The following is a 20,272-nucleotide window of genomic DNA, read 5'->3' as shown; positions in this document are numbered from 1 at the left end:
GACTGGCGCTTAGTTCCAGTGGCGGTGACGACGGTGGTGATGGTGGTGACGGCGGTAGTAGCGCTTCTTCCACCACCGGTGATGATGATGGTAGCCGCGATGGCGATAGCCGGCCTTCTCGACGGAAGCGCCGTTCTCACCGACCGTGGTCAGCTTGCCGAGAATGTTGCCGGAGGCCGGGGCGGCCTGCGCGCTGCCGACAGCGACGACGGCGGCAAGAGCACCAGCGATTGCGGCGAGGGGGAGAACTCTCTTCATTTTAGCTCCTTTTTCTCCGTGCGCTTCTCCGACATCTTCGGCCGGTAGAAACGCAGGTCCTGGATCCTCCTGAAAGATCCACGCCCAGGTTCGTGCTCGGCACCTGAACCTAATCTGAACGAAATTTTTGAGACCGCGCGGCGTGCTCAACCAGCGCTTTGCTTCGTTGTGCGCGCAGCAACGACAGGCGCGGGGCTTATGCGCAGCGCCGTGATTTTATTGCGCGTCTTGCGCAAGATCTCGAAGCGATACCCGTAGAACGTGAACACCTGGCCCGGCTCAGGGATTGTCTGCGCCTCGTGGATGACGAGACCGGCGACGGTCGTCGCTTCCTCGTCGGGCAGGCTCCAATTCATCTGGCGGTTCAAATCGCGGACGGCGACCGCGCCATCCACGTTCACCGTGCCGTCGGCCTGCACGCGAATCGCTGCCTCGTGCGTATCGTGCTCGTCGGCAATCTGCCCGACGATTTCTTCCAAGATGTCTTCGAGCGTGATGAGGCCTTGCACCTCGCCGTACTCATCGACGACCAGCGCCATCTGCGCCTTGCGCTTCAGGAACTGATTGAGCTGATCCTTCAGCGGCGTCGTATCCGGCACGAACCAGGGTTCGACGGCGAAGCTCATGATATCGAGCTGGGAGACATCCCAGCCGGAGCGGCCCAGCGCCGAGAACAGATCCTTGGAATGCAGCACGCCGACGATGTTCTCCGGCTCGTCCTTCCAGAGCGGCACGCGCGTGTACTGGCTGCGCAGAAGCTCGTCGACCACCTTCTGCGGCGGGTCGTCGGCGTCGATCGTCTCCATCTTCGTCCGGTGCACCATGATGTCGGCGACCTGCAGATCGCGCAGGTCGAGCACGCCGCCGAGCATGTCGGCGTCATGTCGGGCGACCGAGCCCTCGATCTTCTGCAGCTCGATGGTGCCGCGGATCTCCTCGTGCGCCGCGAGAATGTTCGCCTCGTCGTCGAGCTTGCCCGGCGTGAGCTTCAGGAAGAAGCGCACGACGAACTCGATGGTGATGGTGATCGGGTTCAGGATGATGATGACCACGCGCATGATCGGCGCGACGAGCAGCGCCACGCGGTCCGAGTAGGCGAGCGCGTAAGTCTTGGGCAGCACGGCCGCGAAGATGACGATGAGGATCGTCATGATGGCAGTGGCATAGACGACGCCCACCTCGCCGACGAGCACCACCGCGAGACCCGATGCGAGCGCCGAGGCGAGCACGTCGACCAGCGTGTTGCCGATGAGGATCGCGCCGATCATCTTCTCCGGCGACTGCAAGAGCCGGTTGACGAGCGCCGCGCGCGGGTTCCCTTCCTGCTCAAGCGAGTGCATGCGTGCCCGCGAGGCGGCGGTCAGCGACGTTTCGCTGCCGTTGAAGAAAGCCGACAGCACGATCAGGAGAATGATCGCCAGAATAATGAGCGCGGTGACGAGAGACATCGGGGTTGGGTCTGCGCCTTGTACAAGTTGCGTTTGCACTTCCGGCGACCGCCGGGAGCGCATCCATAACATATGTCGAAAGATCGATGGTTAGCGGCCGGCTGACGCGCCGATTTCGCCCGCCAGGAAGCCGCGTACCGTGTCAGGCGGTACGTCGCGGGCGATGAACGCCTCGCCGACGCCGCGCGCCAGGATGAAGGTGAGCTTGCCGTGCCGCACTTTCTTGTCCTGCGCCATCAGCTTCATCATCGCTTCGATATCGGGCTTGTCGCCGGGGATGTCGCCTATCCGCGTCGGCAGGCCGACGGCCGTGAAGTGCGCGGCAACGCGATCGGCCGCGGCCGCATCGCAGAATCCCTGCGCCGCCGAGAAGCGGAAGGCGATGCACATGCCGATGGAGATCGCCTCGCCGTGCAGGAGGCGGTCGGAATAGCCGCACCAGGCTTCGAAGGCATGCCCGAAGGTGTGTCCGAGATTGAGAAGCGCGCGCTCGCCCTGCTCGGTCTCGTCGCGACCGACGATGCCGGCCTTCGCCTTCACGCTCGTCTCCACCGCGTGCGTCAGCGGCCCGGGATCGAGCGCGAACACCGACGGGTGGTTCTTCTCCAGCCATGCGAAGAACGGCGCATCGCCGAGCAGGCCGTATTTCGCCACCTCGGCATAGCCGGCGCGCAGCTCGCGCTCCGGCAACGTGCCGAGCACGTCGGTATCGGCGAGCACCAGCCCCGGCTGATGAAACGCGCCGATGAGGTTCTTGCCCTGCGGCGTGTCGATGCCGGTCTTGCCGCCGACGGAACTGTCCACCTGCGCCAGAAGGGACGTGGGTATCTGCACGAAGCGCACGCCGCGCCGCAGGATCGCCGCGGCGAAGCCGGCGAGGTCACCGATGACGCCGCCACCCAGCGCCACGACGAGATCGCCGCGCTCCAAGCCCGTGTCGAGCAGGCGCTCGCACAGCGGCTCCAGCTCGCGGAAGCTCTTGGTCGACTCGCCAGGCGGCAGCACGATCGAGCCGACGAGGCGGCCGTCCGCGCCGAGCGCCGCTTCGAGCGCGGCGAGGTGAAAACTGGCGACGTTCCTATCCGTGACGATGGCGCAGCGCGCAGGCCCCAGACGCTCGCCGATCAGCGCGCCAGCGCGGGCGACAAGCCCAGGGCCGATCAGCACGTCATAGGCGCGGCTGCCCAGCGGCACGTTGACGGTGCGCACGTCTGCGAGTGTCGCGGTCGCGGTGGTCATCGGGCGACCTCCGACGGCACCGCGAGCGCACGGCTCAGGCTTTCGACGATTTCGCCCACGATCACGTCATGCGGCACGTCGCGGCTCTCCACGGTGATATCGGCCTCGGCATAGACGGGGTAGCGCTTGTCCATAAGGCTCTGCAACACGGCCTCCGGATCGCCGGCCTTCAGCAGCGGGCGGTTGCCGCGCTTGCCGACGCGGCGCACCAACAGCGCCAGCTCCGCCTTCAGCCACACGGATACGCCGAACTCGGCGATCGCGGCGCGCGTCTCGTCGTTCATGAACGCGCCGCCGCCCGTCGCCAGCACCTGCGGACCCGACCGCAGCAGCCGCGCCAGCACCTTGCGCTCGCCTTCACGGAAGTAGGGCTCGCCGTGCTCGGCGAAAATGTCCTCGATGCTCTTGCCGGCGGCCTTCTCGATTTCTTCGTCGGCGTCGACGAACGGCAGCACCAGCTTGTACGCCAACCGGCGGCCGATGGCGGACTTGCCGCAGCCCATCAGCCCGACGAGCACCACCGAGCGCTGCCCGAGAGCAGTGCGGATCGCTTGCAGCGATTGTGCGTCCGGCATTCGCTTTCACTTCCGATCCCGGCCGAATCGCCGGATGACCAAGCTGGGATTCTGCATCGCCCACAGCCTCTACTCGAGGCCGGGGCGCTAGAATTGCCCGCGTCGTCAGCGCCGCCTACTTTGGATCATCGTCGAGTGCAAGTCATAATGGCGCCAACTTGCAAAGAGACCAAAGCCGTGGGGACGGGATAACCAATGCCCAGCTTGTTCCGGTTTCTGTTCATTGTTGGCACCGCCGGCGCCATTATTACCGGCGCGCTCTATGTACTTGCCACCAAGTTCGAGCCGGAGCCGCGCACCGTCACGAAGCCTGTCCCGGGCGTAAAGGTGCGTGCGGAGTGACCCCGTCTCAGCCATGCGAAAGCGCATCCCTCTCGCCGTTCTGCCCGCCCTGGCCGGCGTCCTATTGAGCTTCGGCGCACTTTCCGGATCTGCGACGGCGCAGGACTGGAGCCCGTTCGACACTTTCAACAATCCGGCCCGCGGGCAAGCTAAGCGGCAAGCCCCGCAAGGACCGGCGCCCGCGCAAGAGCGCGCGCCCCGGGGCTACGGCAACGACGACGTCGTCCAGCCCCTGGGCAACAGCGCCGGAACCGCAGTGGAACGCGGCGATCTCGCGCCGGTCATGGCTACCGACGGGTCCGGCCTTCCCTACGAGCTTTGGCGCGGCCTGGATGTCGGCACGCTCGAGCGGCTGATCTCCGAGATCGAAATGCCGCCGCGCTCGCCGACCCTGCATAAGTTGTGGCTGCGCCTTATCACGTCGAATGTCACGCCCCCCGAAGGCGGCGTCACCGATCAGCAGTTCCTCGCCCTGCGACTGGAGATCCTCTACCGCTCCGGCCTGCTCGAGGAAGCCGAGCGCATCCTCGCCACGATGCCCGGCACCGACCCAACCGTCGCCATACTCGCGGCTCGCAACGAGATCGCGCTCGGCAAGCAGGACAAGGGCTGCGAGACGATGAAGGCGGGCGGCAGCGCGCCTGCTTCCCTCCCGAAGCCGGTGAAGACTGACGCCACGCTCATCTCCGGATTCTGCGCCGCCGTGGCCGGCGATGCGCCGGGCGCGGGTCTCGCGGCCGAGCTGGCGCGCGAGGCGGGCGTCAAGGAAGGTCCTGGCCTGGAGGCGCTCGACGCCTTGGCGATGGGCGGCAAGCCACAGGTCTCGCCCAGCCAGTCGATCTCGCTTATCGACTACCGGCTCATCGAGGCGGCCGGGGGCGCCGTCGAAATTCCGCTCGTTTTGAAGCAGGCGGCGCCGTCGCTGCTTGCGGCCATGACCATCGACACTCAGGCGCCGGCTGGCGACAGGCTCGCCGCCGCCGAGGCCGCCGCGCAAGTCAACGCCATCTCGGCCGAGCAGCTCGCCGACATCTACCGCGCGCAGCCGGCAACCGGGGCCACGCTTTCCGATGCGGGCGGCACCGACACGCCGCAGCGGCGCGCCGCCCTGTTCGTCGCCGCCGAGCACGAGGGGACGCCGCAGAAAAAGGTGCGCCTCATCCGCGCTTTTCTCGACGAGGCCCATCGCGCCGGCTTCTACCTCACCGCCCTGCGCATGGCGGCGCCCGCGTCCGACACGATCGTCGCCGCGCCGGAGATCGGCTGGTACGCAGAGACCGGCATCGAGGTAGCGCTCGCTGCCGGCAGCCATCGCAAAGCCCGCGAGTGGGCGGCATTCGGCTCCGCCAGCCCGACGGGAGCCAGTCTCGGACACTGGCTGGCGCTGATCGACATCGCCGAGGGTGCAACGTCCAATCGCGAGGACGACCTGCGCCACATCGAGGATCTCGCCGTGCGCGGCCGGCTCGATGCCACTCTCATGCATCGGCTGGCAACCGTCCTCGATGCGCTGGAGTACAACGTGCCCATTCCGCTGTGGGAAGCGGCAAGCCGTACGCCTCAGCCGGCCGGCGGCTTCCTGCCCGCTACCGGCGTGCTGACGGAATTGCAGGATGCCGCCAAGAAGCGTGAGTTCGGCCGCACCGTGCTGCTCGCCATGCAGACGCTCGGTCCCACCGGGGCGGAAGGAGCGCATATGATCGCTCTCGGTGATTCGATCCGCGCCCTGCGCCGTGCGGGGCTCGAGACGGACGCCCGCGGTCTCGGTTTCGAAGCTTTGTTCGCGAGCTGGCCGCGCGCCATCAGCAACTAACGCCGACGCGATAGCGCCGACATAGGGCAGGTATGAGCGTAGCGCAGCGCCACATCGATGCGTTCCTGGAGATGCTCGGCGTCGAGCGCGGCGCATCCGCCAACACCATCGACGCCTACCGCCGCGACCTGGCGAGCTATTCCGCCTATCTCTCGACGCGCGACACCGAGCTAGTTGTCGCCGAGGCGGCCGACGTCTCAGGCTGGCTCACCGCCACGTCGGTCGCCGGATTGGGCGCCGCGTCGCGCGCCCGCGGCCTCTCCGCCGTGCGCCAGCTCTACAAATTTCTCCTCGTCGAAGGTCACGTCGCCGCCGATCCGACGCACGGCCACTCGGGCCCGCGCAAGCAGCGACCGCTCCCCAAGACGCTCAGCGTCGCCGAGGTCGACAAACTCCTCGCCGTCGCCGCGCGCCGCACCGAAGCGGACGACGCAACCGAGCAAGTGCGCGCCCTGCGCCTCTACTGCCTCATCGAGATGCTCTACGCGACCGGCATGCGCGTCAGCGAGCTCGTCTCCCTGCCCCGCTCGGTGCTCGCCGGCGACGCGCGCATGCTGACCATCAAGGGCAAGGGCGGCCGGGAGCGGCTGGTGCCGCTCAACGCCTCCGCCCGCACCGCCCTCGACCGCTACTTGGCGGCCACCACAGGCGAGGGCCGGATCGCCGTCAAATGGCTGTTCCCCTCCAAGAGCACCCAGGGGCATCTCACCCGCCAGCGGCTCGCCCAGGACCTCAAAGCGCTGGCCGAGGAGGCCGGCCTCGACCCCGAACGAGTGAGCCCGCACGTGCTGCGGCACGCCTTCGCCAGCCACCTGCTCGACCGCGGCGCCGATTTGCGATCGGTGCAGCAGCTACTCGGCCATGCCGATATCTCGACAACCGAAATCTATACCCACGTGCTGGAGGAGCGGCTGAAGAAGCTCGTCAACGAGCACCATCCGCTCGCCAAGAAGCGCTGAGCGACGTTAAGCCTCTAAGGCCGCATTAAGCCGCTCTCGAGCCGCGCCTTGACAGAGCCGAAGCCGTGGCGCGATTGTCCGGTCCCAATCCCAGAGCATGCAAGATGAGGACCGACTTGGAGCGCTCCCCCATCCGCACTTACCTCGATTTCGAGAAGCCGATCGCCGAGCTGGAAAGCAAGGTCGCCGAGCTGCGCGCGATCGAAGGCGAGAACCGGCCCGTGTCGATCGCGGATGAGATCAAGAAGCTCGAACAGAAGGCCCGCACCGCGCTGGTCGACACCTACTCCAAGCTGACGCCCTGGCAGAAGACCCAGGTCGCGCGCCATCCCGACCGCCCGCACTGCCTCGATTTCGTGAACTCGCTGATCGAGGATTTCACGCCGCTGGCCGGCGACCGCTACTTCGCCGAGGACGAGGCGATTGTCGGCGGAATCGGCCGATTCCGCGGGCGTTCCGTCGTGGTCATCGGCCACGAGAAGGGCTCCGATACCGAGAGCCGCATCCGCCACAACTTCGGCATGGCCAAGCCCGAGGGCTACCGCAAGGCCGTGCGCCTGATGGAGATGGCCGAGCGCTTTGGCCTGCCGGTCATCACCCTGGTCGACACCGCCGGCGCCTATCCGGGCATCGGCGCCGAGGAGCGCGGGCAGGCCGAGGCCATCGCTCGCTCCACTGACTGCTGCCTCGCAATCGGCGTGCCGCTCATCTCCGTGGTCATCGGCGAGGGGGGATCCGGCGGCGCCATCGCCATCGCCACCGCCAACCGCATCCTCATGCTCGAGCACGCGATCTATACGGTCGCCTCGCCCGAGGCCGCCGCCTCGATCCTGTGGCGCGACAGCGCCAAAGCCATCGACGCGGCCACCAACATGAAGATCACCGCCCAGGACCTCGACCAGCTCGGCGTCATCGACGTGATCATCACCGAGCCGGTGGGGGGCGCTCATCGGGACCGCGAATCGATTATGAAGGCTACGGGGGATGCCATCGCCCGGGCCCTGGCCGAGTTCGACGGCAAGTCGCCGGCGGAGATCCGCCGCCAGAGGCACACCCGGTTCATGGAAATCGGGCAGTCCTTGTAAGGGGTTAGCGCGTCAAACCGTAGTTTTTGCAGCGCGTTTCGCCCAATTCCGGTCCAATCTCTCAGTTAGTTACCCAGAAGCCTCGCGGTCCGTGCAAGTGCCCGTCGCCGCTAAGAAACCCGTAACGCTAACCAATTCTAAAGGTCTAAAGATCGATGGTTGGTCACCGTGCGCCAGGGGCACTGCGTATGCGTTCGATCATCCTTGGCTCAATTCTGAGAGCCCGATTTTTCGCTGCCATCGCGATGACCGCGGGCGCCTGCGCGCTTGCCAGCTGCAGCGGCGGCGTTCCGACCCTAAATCCGGCCTCCGAGGCACCGCTGAGCAAAGAGACGCTGTCGATGCTCGGCCGCAAGGGCATGGACACCGGCGCGCCGATCTTCGTGCGCATCTTCAAGGAAGAGTCCGAGCTCGAGGTGTGGAAGGCGCGCGACGACGGCCGCTTCTACCACTTCAAGACCTACCCGATCTGCAACTGGTCGGGGAACGTCGGACCGAAGACCACGCTCGGCGACAAGCAGGCGCCGGAAGGGTTCTATCGCGTCAGCACTTCGCAGATGAACCCCAACTCGCAGTACTACCTCGCCTTCAACCTCGGCTATCCGAATGCTTACGACCGCGCCCTGCAACGCACGGGCGACGCGCTGATGGTGCACGGCAAGTGCAAGTCGGTCGGCTGCTACGCGATGACCGACGCGCTGATGGAGGAGATCTACACGCTCGCGCGCGAGTCCTTGAAGAACGGGCAGGAAGCGTTCGAGGTGCACGCGTTCCCCTTCCGCATGACGGAAGCCAATCTCGCGCGCTTCCAGGGCAACCCGAACATGCCGTTCTGGCGGACGATGAAGCAGGGCTACGACTTCTTCGAGAAGTATCGCCTGCCGCCCACCGTTGCCGTGTGCGAGAAGCGCTACGTCGTCAACGTGAAGATCCCGTCGAACGCGTCGGTCCGCCCGGACGGCCAGTGCCCGCGCTTCCAGCGCCCGGTGTTCGAGCCGTTCTCGCCCAAGCCGTTCGAGGAGCAGATCGCGGACGAGCGCATCACCGCGCCCGGCCCGAAGACCCGCCAGTTTGCCGACGTCATACCGATGCCGCCGTCTCCATCACAGCCGCCATCACAGACGGCGTATCAGCCGTCATATGGCCTTGGCGCTCCTGTCGAAACGGGCAGCACGCCGGCGGTCGGATTCGCGCAATAAGAGTTCGCCAAGGGCAGATCGCCGCGGCACGCGCCGAGCGTCATTGCGCGCGCCACATTTCCCCGGCATGCTCCGCGCATGGTTGACCGCCGCAGAAGCCGCTGGTCCGTGGCACTCGTCGTCTTGGCAGTGCTCGCAGCAGTAGCCGCAGGGACAGGCTACTTTTTCTGGCCCCAAATCTATCCATTCATCGAAGCCGAGCTCATCTGGCGCGCCAAGAAGCAGCACTGGGACACGTATTCGGCTGGTCAAACACTCGCCGGAACGCCCGATCTGAAAAACCTGCCGGCGAGACTCGCGGCGCAGAATCAGAAGCTTGGCGATCCGATCTTCATTCGCGTCTTCAAGCGCGAATTCGAGTTGGAGATGTGGATGAAGCGCGGCGACAAGTTCGAATTGTTCGCCACCTATCCGATCTGCATGTGGTCAGGAGGCTTGGGGCCGAAACTGAAGCAGGGCGACAAGCAGGCGCCGGAAGGCTTCTACACGGTCGACAGCTCGGCGCTAAATCCGAACAGCGCCTATCACCGCTCATTCAATTTAGGTTTCCCGAACGCATTCGATCGCGCGCACGATCGCACCGGGTCGCTTCTTATGGTTCACGGCGATTGCCGCTCGATTGGGTGCTACGCCATGACCGATGGCGTTATTGATGAAGTCTGGTCATTGTTGACCTCAGCACTCGACGCCGGTCAGAAGCGCGTTCAAGTGCAAGTTTTCCCGTTCCGCATGACCGAGACAAATATGTCACGCCATGCGGCAAACCCGAACATCGGGTTTTGGCAACAGCTGCGGGAGGGACATGACGCATTCATGCGCGATCATGTCCCACCGAATGTGAGCGTCTGCGATGGACGCTACGCAATTCGGCCTGGAACCGGGGTCGGCAACGGCAGTGCACCCATTGAAGCGGGCTGCCCTGCGACGTGAGTCGTAGTTGACATTCACGCCCCAATTTTTCACCTGCCAAATCTTCGCCAGCAAGAAGAAGTAAGAGAGTTCAACATGCTGACACTTTCCGAAACAATTTGCGTTTGCCGCGAGCGCTCCGGCCAGTGGGCCGTTGGCACGCGGTATGCAGAAGCGACGGCATGAGGAAATCGATCCCTTACATGGGGCGCGCCGCTCTTACCGTGTGCGCCGCTGCCGTCGTCCTGGGACAGGTCGGGACCACGTCGGCACATTCGCTGGACATCAAGGACATCACCGACTTGCGCATGGAGCGCAAGAAGGCGAACTCGGACGGCAAGTTGCCGCTGGCCGGCACGCCCGATCTGAAACGTCTTGATGAGCGCCTTGCCGAGCAAGGCGTCGCCGATGACGCGCCAATTCTCATCCGTGTGTTCAAGGCCGAGTCCGAGATGGAAGTCTGGACCGGGGACGACGACGGAAACTACAAACTCTTCGCCACCTATCCGATCTGCTACTGGTCCGGCACGCTCGGCCCGAAGCAGAAAGAGGGCGATAAGCAGGCCCCCGAAGGCTTCTACACCGTCACCATGGAGCAGAGCCTCCACGAGGGGACGCGCTGGCCGAAGTCGCTCAACATCGGCTACCCGAACCCGTTCGACAAAGTGAACCTGCGCTCGGGCTCGCACATCCTCATTCACGGCGGTTGCGCCTCGATCGGCTGCTTTGCCATGACCAACGCGGTCAGCCTCGAAGTGTTCAAGCTGGCGACCGACGCCCTCGACGCAGGCCAGCCGAACATCCCGGTGCACGTCTTCCCGTTCCGCATGACGGAAGCGAACTTCGCCAAGTACGACTACCCGCTGTGGAACGGCTTCTGGCGTAACCTCAAGGAGGGCCACGACCTCTTTGAGCGCACGCACCGCCCGCCGCGTGTCAGCGTGTGCGGAACGCGCTACAGTTTCGCGTCGGCGAGCCGCCTCGAGGGCTTTAATCCGGGTCCGATCGACGTCTGTCCGGAAACGGCACAGGTCATCGCCGACCTCTCGACCATCAACAAGCGCGTCGCCGAGCAGCCGCAGATCGAGCCGCAGACGGCCGAGATCAAGACCGCGTCGATTGCGGTGGCGGGCACTGCCTCCTATCTCGGTGGCCCCGCCGCTGCCGCCCTGATCGCCAACAAGCTGGGCGAGAACTTCGAGAAGCAGGTGGCGTCGCAGGCTGCACGCCCGGGCATCAGCGAAACCCTGACACGTCCTCTGCGGTGCTCACTCGCGCTCGCCAGCTGCCGCCGCTACGCGGCCCTGCGCGAGCAAGTCGCACACAAGGTGACGCTCAAGCTCGAGGAGCCGGAGCGCGAGAAGGCTCGCTCGCCGAAGAAGAAGAAGTCGGCGAAGAAGAGCAAGAAGCGCAGCAGCAAGCGCGAGTACAGCGAGTACCGCGGCGAGGGACGCGTCGTCCACGAGGCGCGCTACACCAGAGGCTCCGACGACAATCGCCGCTGGCACGAATTCCGCAGTTCGAGCTACCAATGACGAGCTACCAATGATCTGAAGCCCGGCGGCTCGTCGCAGCCGCCGGGCTTCACTTGCCGACGTTTCCCGCTGCGTGTCATACACGCTGCAGCAGAATTCCAATCAGCGGGACGTCGACATAATGAGCAGTATCCCACGCCAAATCGAACGCGCCATGGAAGCGGCGATCTTCGCCAGCCGCTGGATCTTGGCGCCGTTCTACCTCGGCCTCGCCTTGTCGCTGTTCGTGCTGCTCATCAAGTTCATGTTCGAACTGGTGCACATTGCCGAGACAGCGTTCACCGCGACTGAATCGCAGGTCATCCTCGGTCTGCTCGCGCTCGTCGACCTGGCGCTGACCGGCTCGCTCGTCGTCATCGTCATCTTCTCGGGCTACGAGAACTTCGTTTCCAAGATCGACCACAGCCGCCATCGCGACTGGCCCGAATGGATGGGCACGATCGATTTCACGGCGCTGAAGATCAAGCTGCTCGGGTCGATCGTCGCCATCTCGGCGATCCAGCTCCTGAAGCAGTTCATGACGATCTCCACCGTGTCCGACCGCGACCTGTTCTGGCTGGTCGTCATCCACGTTGTCTTCGTCGTCTCGAGCGTGCTGCTGGCCCTGTCGGACCGCATCTCCGCGTCCACACACACGTCGGTGGAACCGGCGACACCCGCCCCGCCGTCGGACCGAGTCGCCGCCAAGAAGCACGCTTAGCCACGGCGGCGCGCCGTGGGCCGCATCATCATCGTCGGCGGCTACGGTGCGTTCGGGGCGCGTGCGGCGGAACGCCTGGCCCGCGAGCCCGGTCTCGACGTCATCATCGCCGGACGCTCCCTTGCCTCGGCGCGGGCGCAGGCGGGGATGCTCTCTCCGACGGCCGAGGCCAGCGTCACGGCCGCCGCGCTCGACGCCACGCGCGTCACCGCACAAGAGCTGCGGGCGCTGGCGCCGGGCGTCGTCATCAATGCCTCGGGGCCCTTCCAGGCGCAGGACTACCATCTGGCGCGCACCTGCATCGCTGCGGGGTGCCACTACGTCGATCTCGCCGATGCGCGCGGCTTCGTCACCGGCATCACGCAGCTCGACGCGGAGGCGCGCGCTGCCAACGTCAGCGTCGTCAGCGGCGCGAGCTCCGTGCCGGGGTTGTCATCGGCCGCGGTGCGGCACATGGCCGGCAACCTCGCGCAGCTCGACGAGGTGCACATCGGCATCTCACCCGGCAACAGCTTCGATCCCGGCATCGCGACGGCAGCGTCGATCATAAGCGCTGCGGGCAAGCCGATCCAAGCGCGGAGCGGCGGTCGGTGGACCACGCTCTACGCCTGGCACGGCCTGCACCGGCATGTCTTTCCTGAGATCGGCGCGCGCTGGATGAGCGACGTCGACGTGCCCGATCTCGAGCTGCTGCCACAGCACTATCCCGAGCTGCGGACCGCACGTTTCAGCGCCGGCCTTGAGGTCAGTGTGTTTCACCTCGGGCTGTGGGCCGCAGCCGGGCTGGTCCGCGCCGGGCTGCTGCGCGACCTCGGCGCACTCGCGCCGCCGATGCTCGCCGCCAAGCGGCGGCTATCGATGCTGGGCACCGACGCGGGCGGCATGTTCGTGCGGGTCGTCGGCCGCGACCAGCAGGGGACGAGCCGGGCGTCGACCTGGACGCTGATCGCGCGCAGGGGCGATGGTCCTTACGTGCCGGCAATGGCGTCGGTGATCCTCGCCAAGCGGCTCGTGACAGGCGAGGGACCGCCGCCGGGCGCCACGCCTTGTTTTGGACTGTTCCCGCTCGCCGACTTCGAGGCGGAGGTCGCCGATCTCGACATCACCTGCACGCTCGAGCGCGAGGCGCAGATTGCCGCGTAACCATACGAACGAGGACGCCCACTTTGGCATGGACGTTTTCGCCAAGCTGAAGTCTTGTAGCGCCGCTCCAGCCAACGTGTGTGTGCAATGAAGCTGACCCGAACCGCCCGACTGCACCTCAACCGCTGGCGTGGCGAAGCCAAGGTAGATGGCATCCGGTTGCCGCTCTCCGCCAAAGTCATCTCCCCGAACATGGAGTGGACGCTCGCCAAGGGGCGCTATGAATGGGGCGAGGCGAGAATGGGCGCGCGTGCCGTAGCGCCCGGCGACACCGTGCTCGAGCTTGGTTCCGGCATCGGCTTCGTCTCGAGCTACCTTCGCCGCAACACGGCTGCCGGCAAGATCGTCTGCGTCGAGGCCAATCCTGACCTCGTGCCCTATATCGAGAACGTCCACCGTCTGAACGGCATCGCGGACACGGTGGTGCTCAACGGCGTGGCGCAGGTGCCTCCGTTTCCCGCGAGCATGCCGTTCTATTGCCGCCGCGATTTCTGGGCGAGCTCGCTCGAGCCCACGTCGGCTGCCTACGAGCGCGCCGTCGAGGTGCCGTCGCTCGACCTCGCCCAGCTGCTCGACAAGCACAAGCCCGGCGTCCTCATCATGGACATCGAAGGGGGCGAGCTGGCCCTCATGCAAATCGCGGCGCTACCGCACGTCCGCGCCATCGTCATGGAGGTGCACCGCGACACCTATGGCGACGCGGGGCTGCAGCAGCTATTCGATTTGGCCGCCCGCCTGGGCTTTGCGCGCGACCCGGCCGGCACCGCCCGCGAAGTGCATACGCTGGCGCGCGCCGCGTAGCCCCTCCTGTCACCCTCGGCAACCCGGGCGCCCGCACCTACATGTTGCCGGGACAGACCCCCTGAGGCGAACACCCATGTCCCAGCCCACGCTGCCCGCTCTCGACCCCAATCTCACGCCTCGCCCCATCGATGCCGGCGTGCGCATCGGCCACGCGCACTTGAAAGTGGCCGATCTCGACCGCGCATTGGCGTTCTATTGCGGCGTGCTCGGCTTCGAGCTGAAGCAGCGCTACGGGCGCGACGCCGCATTCCTCGCGGCCGGCGGCTATCACCACCACATCGGCCTCAACACTTGGGAGAGTAAAGGCGGCCCGCCGCCACCACCCGGTACGACGGGGCTGTTCCATGTCGCCATCCTCTATCCGACGCGTGCGTTGCTCGCCGACGCCCTGCGTCGCCTCATCGACGCCGGCATTGGCCTCGACGGCGCGAGCGACCACGGCGTCAGCGAAGCGCTGTACCTGCGCGACCCTGACGGCAACGGCATCGAGCTCTATTGGGATAGGCATGAGAAGGACTGGCCGCGCAACGCCGACGGGGGCCTCGCCATGCACACGCGCGCACTCGACCTCGACAGCCTGTTGCGCGCGACGGCGGGCTAGTCAAAAATTCACTGCGACGAGCGTGCATAGCCGGGAGGAACGGTCTGCCAGGCATAGCCGGCGATGCCTTTCGCTCTCCCATAAGCAAACAGCTTGGTCATGTACCCGTGGTCGAAGCGCAGCTTATACGGCTCCGCAAAGTCGTCCTCGATCAAAGCGAGTTTGAAATCGATATGGTCGCGCTGCGTCGTCGTATAGATCCGATAGAGTTCTCCGACGGCGTTGCTCGCGATCATCGTGGTGATGGCGCGACCCGCGATTTGCAGCGTCCCGCGCTCTACCTCCTCGGGTTGAGGGCTGACGCGTCCATTGCGGACGATATACGCGGCAGGCCGCTCCTTCCTCTTGGCGAAGGCCTTGATGATCGCTGCCATGTCGAGAGACGGCGGATAAAGGAACATCTGCGACACCGTCCCGCCGTCGACGTGCATCTCCTGATGACGTCCATCTTTCAGGGTGGCGTCGATCATGACGGGAGGAAAAAGCCCCGGGATAGCCGCCGACGCGAGGACGATCTTGCGCACCAGTTCAAGACGCTGCGGATTCTCGCTGGCGGCGATGGCGCCGATGTTCCAGATGACGAGCTTGCCGGAATCGAGATTGGTGGTCGAGATCAACAATAGCCGACCTTTTTGATATTCGGCGGCGATGCGTTGCAGGACCCCTGGCGTGAGATACTTGGCGATGGTCCGCGCGAGAGGTTCCGTATCCATCAATGCATCGTTGTTGACGGCCGCCACTAGGTAGCGTGCGTCCACAACGTCGTCGGCGCCGGTTTTCGTGTACATGGCCTCGAGCGCCCAATCGAACTCGGGGCCGAGAAACGCGAAGGGCGCTGCAAGTGCACCCGTGCTCGTGCCGGTGACGATCTGGAATGCTGGCCGGCCGCCGTGTTCGCTCCAGCCGACGAGAAGGCCCGCCCCGAAGGCGCCGTCCTCCTGTCCACTGGACAATGCGAGGAGCGTCACCGGCGCGGCCGACTGCGCTTGAGAGCGCCGGCGTGCGAAGGCTCTTTCGAGCTCGATTCGCATGGAGGCGACATCCTCGCCTGCAAAGCGCGCATTCTCGACCTGCGCGAAGGTGAGGTCGCCGGCGAGCGCCGAGGGAACTGCGCTATACCGATCAGTGGCACAACCGACCAACAACAGTTGGGCTGCAACGAGGATGGCTGCAGCGCAACTGAGCCGGACGGGTTCGTATGCTCGCGCGAGAGACAGGTGGGCTGGTGAGCAATTGGCCAAACCACATCCCCTGGTGAAGTGGCTACTCTGCATTTGGTGCACTGATGCGCACCCCGTATCGGACACCTATGCAAGCCACTGGGCCAAAGCATGACGCTGTGTGAAGGAATGTTTCTGGCGGCCCGTTAAGCATATTCGGACAGCCATGTTTCGCATTTGGAGGGAGCACTCGCGGTCAGCGGCGAAGCCTAAAGAAGAGGGCGCTGTTTTCGACGGCATCGTAGCCGCCGTCGCGAACGAGCAACGTGACGCAATGCTCGCTCTTAATCGGCGATGGCCTGATGCACAGGCTTTCCCCACTTTGCCACCAGGTGAGGTCGGGTGCGAGGGAGTTGGGCTCCATCGTACCCGTGCCGTTCGGCATCAAGGTCAGCGTGAACCTTTGTTGGTCGACCATGTGCATGGTCCAGGGCCGCCCATCGGCGACTGTCGCGGCGGAGGCGACGACCGATGCGTTGGGCTGATCCTGTGCGCGGCTCGACGGGACCAGCAACAGCCCAAGGAGCATCGCGGGGACCACGCACCTCGCCGTCGCAAACCGTGGAATATTCGCAGGACGCCAATTCATATCCGCCTCTCAAGGTTTGGGCTGCATTGGTGCGGCGTCTTTCGAGTGCGCTCGGCGGCGAGGCCAGAGTCGCAGCTTGCTCGAGCCTACCGGTGAGCCTCGTTGGGCTTGCCGTCTTTGTCGTTTGTGCCGCGGGTGAGCGACACGCTGACCTTCGTGAAGCCGACGCCTTGCGTCGTGATGGACACGCTCTGGTGTCCTCCGTCTTGCACCACCAGCATCGTGGCGGTGAAACCGCCGCCTTCGACCGAAAGCGTAATTTGCTGATCCGTCGCTTGGCCGGTGACGGTTCCGCTGGCGTTGTAGGTTCGTTCCTCCCAGATCCCCGTCAAATTTGGGCCTTGCGCTAGCAGCTGAGCCCTCAGCTCAATTTTCTGAGAAGGGCTGGCGCAGCGGAGAACGATGCTGAGCCGGCTGGTCTGATCCGTGGTCGCGTAGTAGGCCTTGCACACGAGTGCCTCTGATGCGCCCTCGGTGAATTCAATGCGCCCGGGTCCTATCCAAAAACCAGGCATTGCACTGAACACCTCGAGAGGTGCGGCGCTTGTTGGCTGCAAGCTGCTCACGAGGAGAGCGAGAAGTGCGAGGTGGCGAGAGGGCGTTTGCTGATTCATGCATGCTCCGGGAAATTGACGCCGACAAAGGCACGCCTGCCGTGAAGCGGCGCGGCAGGGTCGCTGGGATCGCTGATTGCGCAGCCACATCCCGGGGGCTGACATCGTGCGCTTGGGATTGCGACTGCCCGTTGCCGGCGTTTTTCGAGAACGCAAAGTTTCGTAAGGAGGCGGGCAGCCGCGCATCGCGCCATCACTTCAAGAACTCGGGAGCATCGACCCAGATAGGGAAGGTCGCGCATCCCTTTTCCCGCAGCAGGTCGTTCAATTGGTCCGCGTCGCTACGCAGTTCCTGGAACTCGGCGAGGGCGGCATTGCCCGCTCCGGGCGGACCAGAGACACGCGCAAACGTCCGCGCGAGTGTCGGCGCCAATTGCTCCTCCTCCAATTCCGCGCGTGCCTTCGCCGCCAGCATCGCGTCCGCGAGACTGGCGATCGCGCGCTCTATTCGCCGGCAATACCAATTCTGCTTCCGAGCCAACGTGGCTGTGGGGCCGGGCTGGCGGGCGCCTGGTGCCAGCGTGGCGGAGGCCGCAGCGGCCCGAACTTGAGATACGGGCGGGAGGCACAAAACCGAGAGGACGGTGCAGACAGCGCACGCCAATCCCGCCCCGCCTTGGCTCCGCATCGCTTTGGTGCCGACATAAGGCGCGGCGAAAGCATCAGAGCCCCGTCGACGCATAGAGGAGCCCTCCCATCAGCGTGATCAGGAGGAGCAACACGACGACAAGGCTTATGGCCCCGAGGCGGCTCAGCTCAGGCTCGCTATCGGGTGCACCGGCCTCGTTCTCAGGATGATCTTTGGACAAGAACAATCCTCCACTCTCTTTGGCCCCGCAGCAGGGACCGAGATTGAAAAGCGGGGATTTCTGCCGTTTGTCCGGCATGTAAAGTTATGTGAAGTCGAGCGCGATCAAGTGCGGCGCGAAACGCCGGCGGTTATTCGCCGCGCTTTACAAAACTTTACAAACACGCGCCGCGGCGGAATGCGCGGATTTCGACGCGTAAACCAAACTCGTACTCTGGCCCGTCCGCCTTTGACGCATTTTGGCCGTAGGTATGAGGCTTCTGGGCTCGGGGTCCTCAACTCGAGAACATGATGCATCAGATCCTCCTCATCGAGGACGACCTGCGGCTTGCCGGGATGTTGAGCGACTATCTGGGCGCCGAGGGATTTGTTGTTTCGCACGCTCCGAGCGGCGGCGCGGGCCTGAAGCTGCACGCGCGCGATGGCTTCGACGCCATAGTGCTGGACGTGATGCTGCCCGACATCGACGGCCTCGAGGTGTGCCGGCAGGTGCGCGTGGCGGCGCCGACGCCGATCTTGATGTTGACGGCGCGCGGGGAGGCCATGGACCGGATCATCGGGCTGGAGCTGGGCGCCGACGACTACCTGCCCAAGCCATTTGAGCCCCGCGAACTCCTAGCGCGCCTGCGCGCGATCCTGCGCCGCGAGAGGGACATGCGGAAGGGCGACCTGCTGATTTTCGGCCGGCTCGAGATCGATCGCGGCGCGCGCGTGGCGCGCATCGAAGGCGTCGCGCGCACACTAACAGGCTATCAGTTCGACCTGCTCGTTGCGCTCGCCGAGCGGCCCGGTCGCGTCATGGCGCGGGAGGCGCTTATGGACCTCGTTAAGGGCGAGGCCCTGGAGGCATTCGATCGCTCGATCGACGTCCACATCTCGCGCATCCGGGCAAGCATCGAGGACGATCCGAAGAGGCCGCGCCGCATCATCACCGTTCGGGGCACCGGATACGTGTTTGCGAGGACGCAGGATTGAGCTGGCCGATACGCAACCGATTCCATTACCAGCTTTACCTGACGATGTTCGGGGCGCTCTTGATTGTCGTCGTTGGGATCATTGGTCTCTGGCATTTGTCAGGGCGGAAGAATGACGCCCAAATTGCTCTCGAGAGCGTCGCCACTTTCGAGTCGCGCCGTTTGCTGTCTCCCGACTCCGACCCTGTCGCCCGCCGCCGCTTCCTCACGGATCTATCCGAATTGGTAGGTGTCGACTTTGCCCTTTTTGGCGCTGACAATCGTCTCATCGACGCCGTCGGCGATGAGGGCGGCGACAACGTTTTCGTAGCCATCCGGCCTGCCATTGGTATTCGTCTGAGCAATGGAGGCTGGATCGAGGCGCGAGGATTCTCATCGACGCAAGATATCTACGACAAGGTGAAGATGTTCGTCCCTGTGGGACTCCTGATCGCGCTTCTTTGCTATCCGGTCGTGCGACGCATGACGCGCCGGCTCGAACGCCTGCAATCGAGTGTAGAGGCATTGGGATCAGGCGACCTTACGGCGCGGGTAAAAGTCGAAGGCTGCGACGAGGTCGGGCGCCTGGCGCAGAGCTTCAACAGCGCCGCGGCACAGATCGAGCAGCTGGTCGGCGCGCATAAGCTTTTGCTTGCCAATGTCTCGCATGAGCTCAGGACTCCCTTGGCGCGCCTGCGTCTGACGGCTGAGCTGCTCAAAGAGGTTGCGGACCCGAAGCGCAAAGCCGATCTGGAGAAGGACGTCACCGAAATCGACGCCTTGATCGAACAGATCCTGCTCTCAAGCCGCCTCAACGCCGTAAGGGAGCTCGACATTCGTGAGGAGGTCGACCTTTTGGCGCTCGCGGCGGAGGAGGGTGCGCGGTGCGGGGAGAGCGACATCACGGGCGAGCCCATCGTTGTGAGCGGCGATCCGACCTTGCTGCGTCGAATGATTCGCAACCTCATCGAAAATGCCCAGCAGCACGGATCGCCTCCGGTTGGGGTCCGGGTTCGCCGCCAGGGCCAACGCGCTATCCTGACGGTGAGCGACGGTGGAGATGGCATCCCCATGGGCGAGCGTGAGCAGGTCTTCGCGCCGTTTTACCGCCCGCGCGGAACGCGCTCGCAAGGGTCTGGCCTGGGGCTTGCTCTTGTTCGTCAGATCGCTCGGCAACATGGCGGAGAGGCCGGCGCAGCCGCCACGCGACCCAGCACGATCGAGGTGACGCTCCCGGCGGGTACCTGCGACGCATTTCCATCCGAGGCGTGACGCCGCGGCCTAGGTCGGATCGGAAGCCTTTCTCCTCGAGCGCTCTGCACCGTGCCCAGGTTGGGCCACATTGGAGCAACACACGAGCAAAGCAACGTCGGTAAGTCTGCCTGCCTAGGGGACAGGGGGACACTGGCCGATGGCGCTTAAAACGGGCGAATTTGCTCCAATACCGACGCACAGAATCACTGTGCGCCTTCTGCTGC

At 65.0% G+C, this 20,272-nt stretch carries 22 protein-coding genes; 13 read left to right on the top strand and 9 right to left on the bottom strand.

Annotated features, from left to right (window positions below; translation table 11 throughout):
* Positions 1 to 9: 9 nt before the first annotated feature.
* From GIW81_RS18435 to GIW81_RS18420, 4 genes are all read right to left on the bottom strand, one after another.
* Entirely contained in the window at positions 10 to 258 is a 249-nt protein-coding gene (locus GIW81_RS18435; RefSeq protein WP_154740884.1) for a hypothetical protein, read from the bottom strand.
* Between the two features lie 146 nt (positions 259 to 404).
* Complete coding sequence (locus GIW81_RS18430; protein WP_154740883.1) at positions 405 to 1,706, bottom strand: HlyC/CorC family transporter; 1,302 nt, start codon at positions 1,704 to 1,706, stop codon at positions 405 to 407.
* Positions 1,707 to 1,796: 90 nt separating this feature from the next.
* Positions 1,797 to 2,945, bottom strand: coding sequence for a 3-dehydroquinate synthase (aroB, locus tag GIW81_RS18425; RefSeq protein WP_154740882.1), 1,149 nt, complete (start codon positions 2,943 to 2,945; stop codon positions 1,797 to 1,799).
* Positions 2,942 to 3,520, bottom strand: a complete 579-nt coding sequence (locus GIW81_RS18420) for a shikimate kinase (protein WP_154740881.1) — start codon at positions 3,518 to 3,520, stop codon at positions 2,942 to 2,944. The genes aroB and GIW81_RS18420 overlap by 4 nt, the downstream gene beginning before the upstream one ends.
* Before the next feature lie 195 nt (positions 3,521 to 3,715).
* On the opposite strand from GIW81_RS18420, the gene GIW81_RS18885 reads away from it, so the two are divergent.
* From GIW81_RS18885 to GIW81_RS18370, 11 genes are all read left to right on the top strand, one after another.
* Positions 3,716 to 3,862 carry a hypothetical protein gene (locus tag GIW81_RS18885; RefSeq protein WP_195930699.1) on the top strand — a complete coding sequence of 49 codons (147 nt, stop codon included), beginning with the start codon at positions 3,716 to 3,718 and terminating at the stop codon, positions 3,860 to 3,862.
* 13 nt (positions 3,863 to 3,875) lie between these two features.
* Positions 3,876 to 5,675: a hypothetical protein gene (locus GIW81_RS18415; RefSeq protein ID WP_154740880.1), complete on the top strand. Its 1,800-nt coding sequence runs from the start codon at positions 3,876 to 3,878 to the stop codon at positions 5,673 to 5,675.
* A gap of 32 nt (positions 5,676 to 5,707) precedes the next feature.
* A complete protein-coding gene (locus GIW81_RS18410) occupies positions 5,708 to 6,634 on the top strand; it encodes a site-specific tyrosine recombinase XerD (RefSeq protein ID WP_154740879.1) in 927 nt (308 codons plus the stop codon).
* Positions 6,635 to 6,738: 104 nt separating this feature from the next.
* Positions 6,739 to 7,719: an acetyl-CoA carboxylase carboxyltransferase subunit alpha gene (locus GIW81_RS18405; RefSeq protein ID WP_154740878.1), complete on the top strand. Its 981-nt coding sequence runs from the start codon at positions 6,739 to 6,741 to the stop codon at positions 7,717 to 7,719.
* A 188-nt stretch (positions 7,720 to 7,907) separates the two neighbouring features.
* Complete coding sequence (locus GIW81_RS18400) at positions 7,908 to 8,918, top strand: L,D-transpeptidase family protein (RefSeq protein ID WP_154740877.1); 1,011 nt, start codon at positions 7,908 to 7,910, stop codon at positions 8,916 to 8,918.
* Positions 8,919 to 9,026: 108 nt separating this feature from the next.
* Complete coding sequence (locus tag GIW81_RS18395) at positions 9,027 to 9,848, top strand: murein L,D-transpeptidase family protein (protein ID WP_324615109.1); 822 nt, start codon at positions 9,027 to 9,029, stop codon at positions 9,846 to 9,848.
* Positions 9,849 to 10,009: 161 nt separating this feature from the next.
* Complete coding sequence (locus GIW81_RS18390; protein WP_154740875.1) at positions 10,010 to 11,362, top strand: L,D-transpeptidase family protein; 1,353 nt, start codon at positions 10,010 to 10,012, stop codon at positions 11,360 to 11,362.
* Positions 11,363 to 11,483: 121 nt separating this feature from the next.
* Positions 11,484 to 12,062, top strand: coding sequence for a TIGR00645 family protein (locus tag GIW81_RS18385; protein ID WP_154740874.1), 579 nt, complete (start codon positions 11,484 to 11,486; stop codon positions 12,060 to 12,062).
* A 15-nt stretch (positions 12,063 to 12,077) separates the two neighbouring features.
* Complete coding sequence (locus tag GIW81_RS18380) at positions 12,078 to 13,205, top strand: saccharopine dehydrogenase family protein (protein WP_210251970.1); 1,128 nt, start codon at positions 12,078 to 12,080, stop codon at positions 13,203 to 13,205.
* A gap of 87 nt (positions 13,206 to 13,292) precedes the next feature.
* Positions 13,293 to 14,006, top strand: coding sequence for an FkbM family methyltransferase (locus GIW81_RS18375; protein WP_154740873.1), 714 nt, complete (start codon positions 13,293 to 13,295; stop codon positions 14,004 to 14,006).
* A gap of 76 nt (positions 14,007 to 14,082) precedes the next feature.
* Entirely contained in the window at positions 14,083 to 14,610 is a 528-nt protein-coding gene (locus GIW81_RS18370) for a VOC family protein (RefSeq protein ID WP_154740872.1), read from the top strand.
* 8 nt (positions 14,611 to 14,618) lie between these two features.
* On the opposite strand, the gene GIW81_RS18365 is transcribed toward GIW81_RS18370, so the two are convergent.
* The 5 genes from GIW81_RS18365 to GIW81_RS18345 form a co-directional block, all read right to left on the bottom strand.
* Entirely contained in the window at positions 14,619 to 15,884 is a 1,266-nt protein-coding gene (locus GIW81_RS18365) for a patatin-like phospholipase family protein (protein ID WP_229309461.1), read from the bottom strand.
* Positions 15,885 to 16,026: 142 nt separating this feature from the next.
* Positions 16,027 to 16,371 (bottom strand): hypothetical protein, encoded by a 345-nt coding sequence (locus GIW81_RS18360; protein WP_154740870.1) that lies wholly within the window; start codon positions 16,369 to 16,371, stop codon positions 16,027 to 16,029.
* A 134-nt stretch (positions 16,372 to 16,505) separates the two neighbouring features.
* The gene (locus tag GIW81_RS18355; protein ID WP_154740869.1) at positions 16,506 to 17,033 is read right to left on the bottom strand and encodes a hypothetical protein; all 528 of its coding nucleotides are present in this window, start codon (positions 17,031 to 17,033) and stop codon (positions 16,506 to 16,508) included.
* Positions 17,034 to 17,226: 193 nt separating this feature from the next.
* Positions 17,227 to 17,448 (bottom strand): hypothetical protein, encoded by a 222-nt coding sequence (locus GIW81_RS18350; RefSeq protein WP_154740868.1) that lies wholly within the window; start codon positions 17,446 to 17,448, stop codon positions 17,227 to 17,229.
* A gap of 247 nt (positions 17,449 to 17,695) precedes the next feature.
* The gene (locus tag GIW81_RS18345) at positions 17,696 to 17,842 is read right to left on the bottom strand and encodes a hypothetical protein (RefSeq protein WP_154740867.1); all 147 of its coding nucleotides are present in this window, start codon (positions 17,840 to 17,842) and stop codon (positions 17,696 to 17,698) included.
* A gap of 287 nt (positions 17,843 to 18,129) precedes the next feature.
* Between GIW81_RS18345 and GIW81_RS18340 the strand changes: the two genes are divergently transcribed.
* Positions 18,130 to 18,816: a response regulator gene (locus GIW81_RS18340; protein ID WP_154740866.1), complete on the top strand. Its 687-nt coding sequence runs from the start codon at positions 18,130 to 18,132 to the stop codon at positions 18,814 to 18,816.
* Positions 18,813 to 20,066: a sensor histidine kinase gene (locus GIW81_RS18335; protein WP_210251969.1), complete on the top strand. Its 1,254-nt coding sequence runs from the start codon at positions 18,813 to 18,815 to the stop codon at positions 20,064 to 20,066. Before GIW81_RS18340 ends, GIW81_RS18335 begins: the two co-directional genes overlap by 4 nt.
* Positions 20,067 to 20,272: the final 206 nt, after the last annotated feature.

Origin of the sequence: Hyphomicrobium album (assembly GCF_009708035.1) — a bacterium.
Taxonomy (GTDB): domain Bacteria; phylum Pseudomonadota; class Alphaproteobacteria; order Rhizobiales; family Hyphomicrobiaceae; genus Hyphomicrobium_A; species Hyphomicrobium_A album.
The sequence above is the reverse complement of the archived record's forward strand: the minus strand, read 5'-3'. Positions and strand labels throughout refer to the sequence as shown.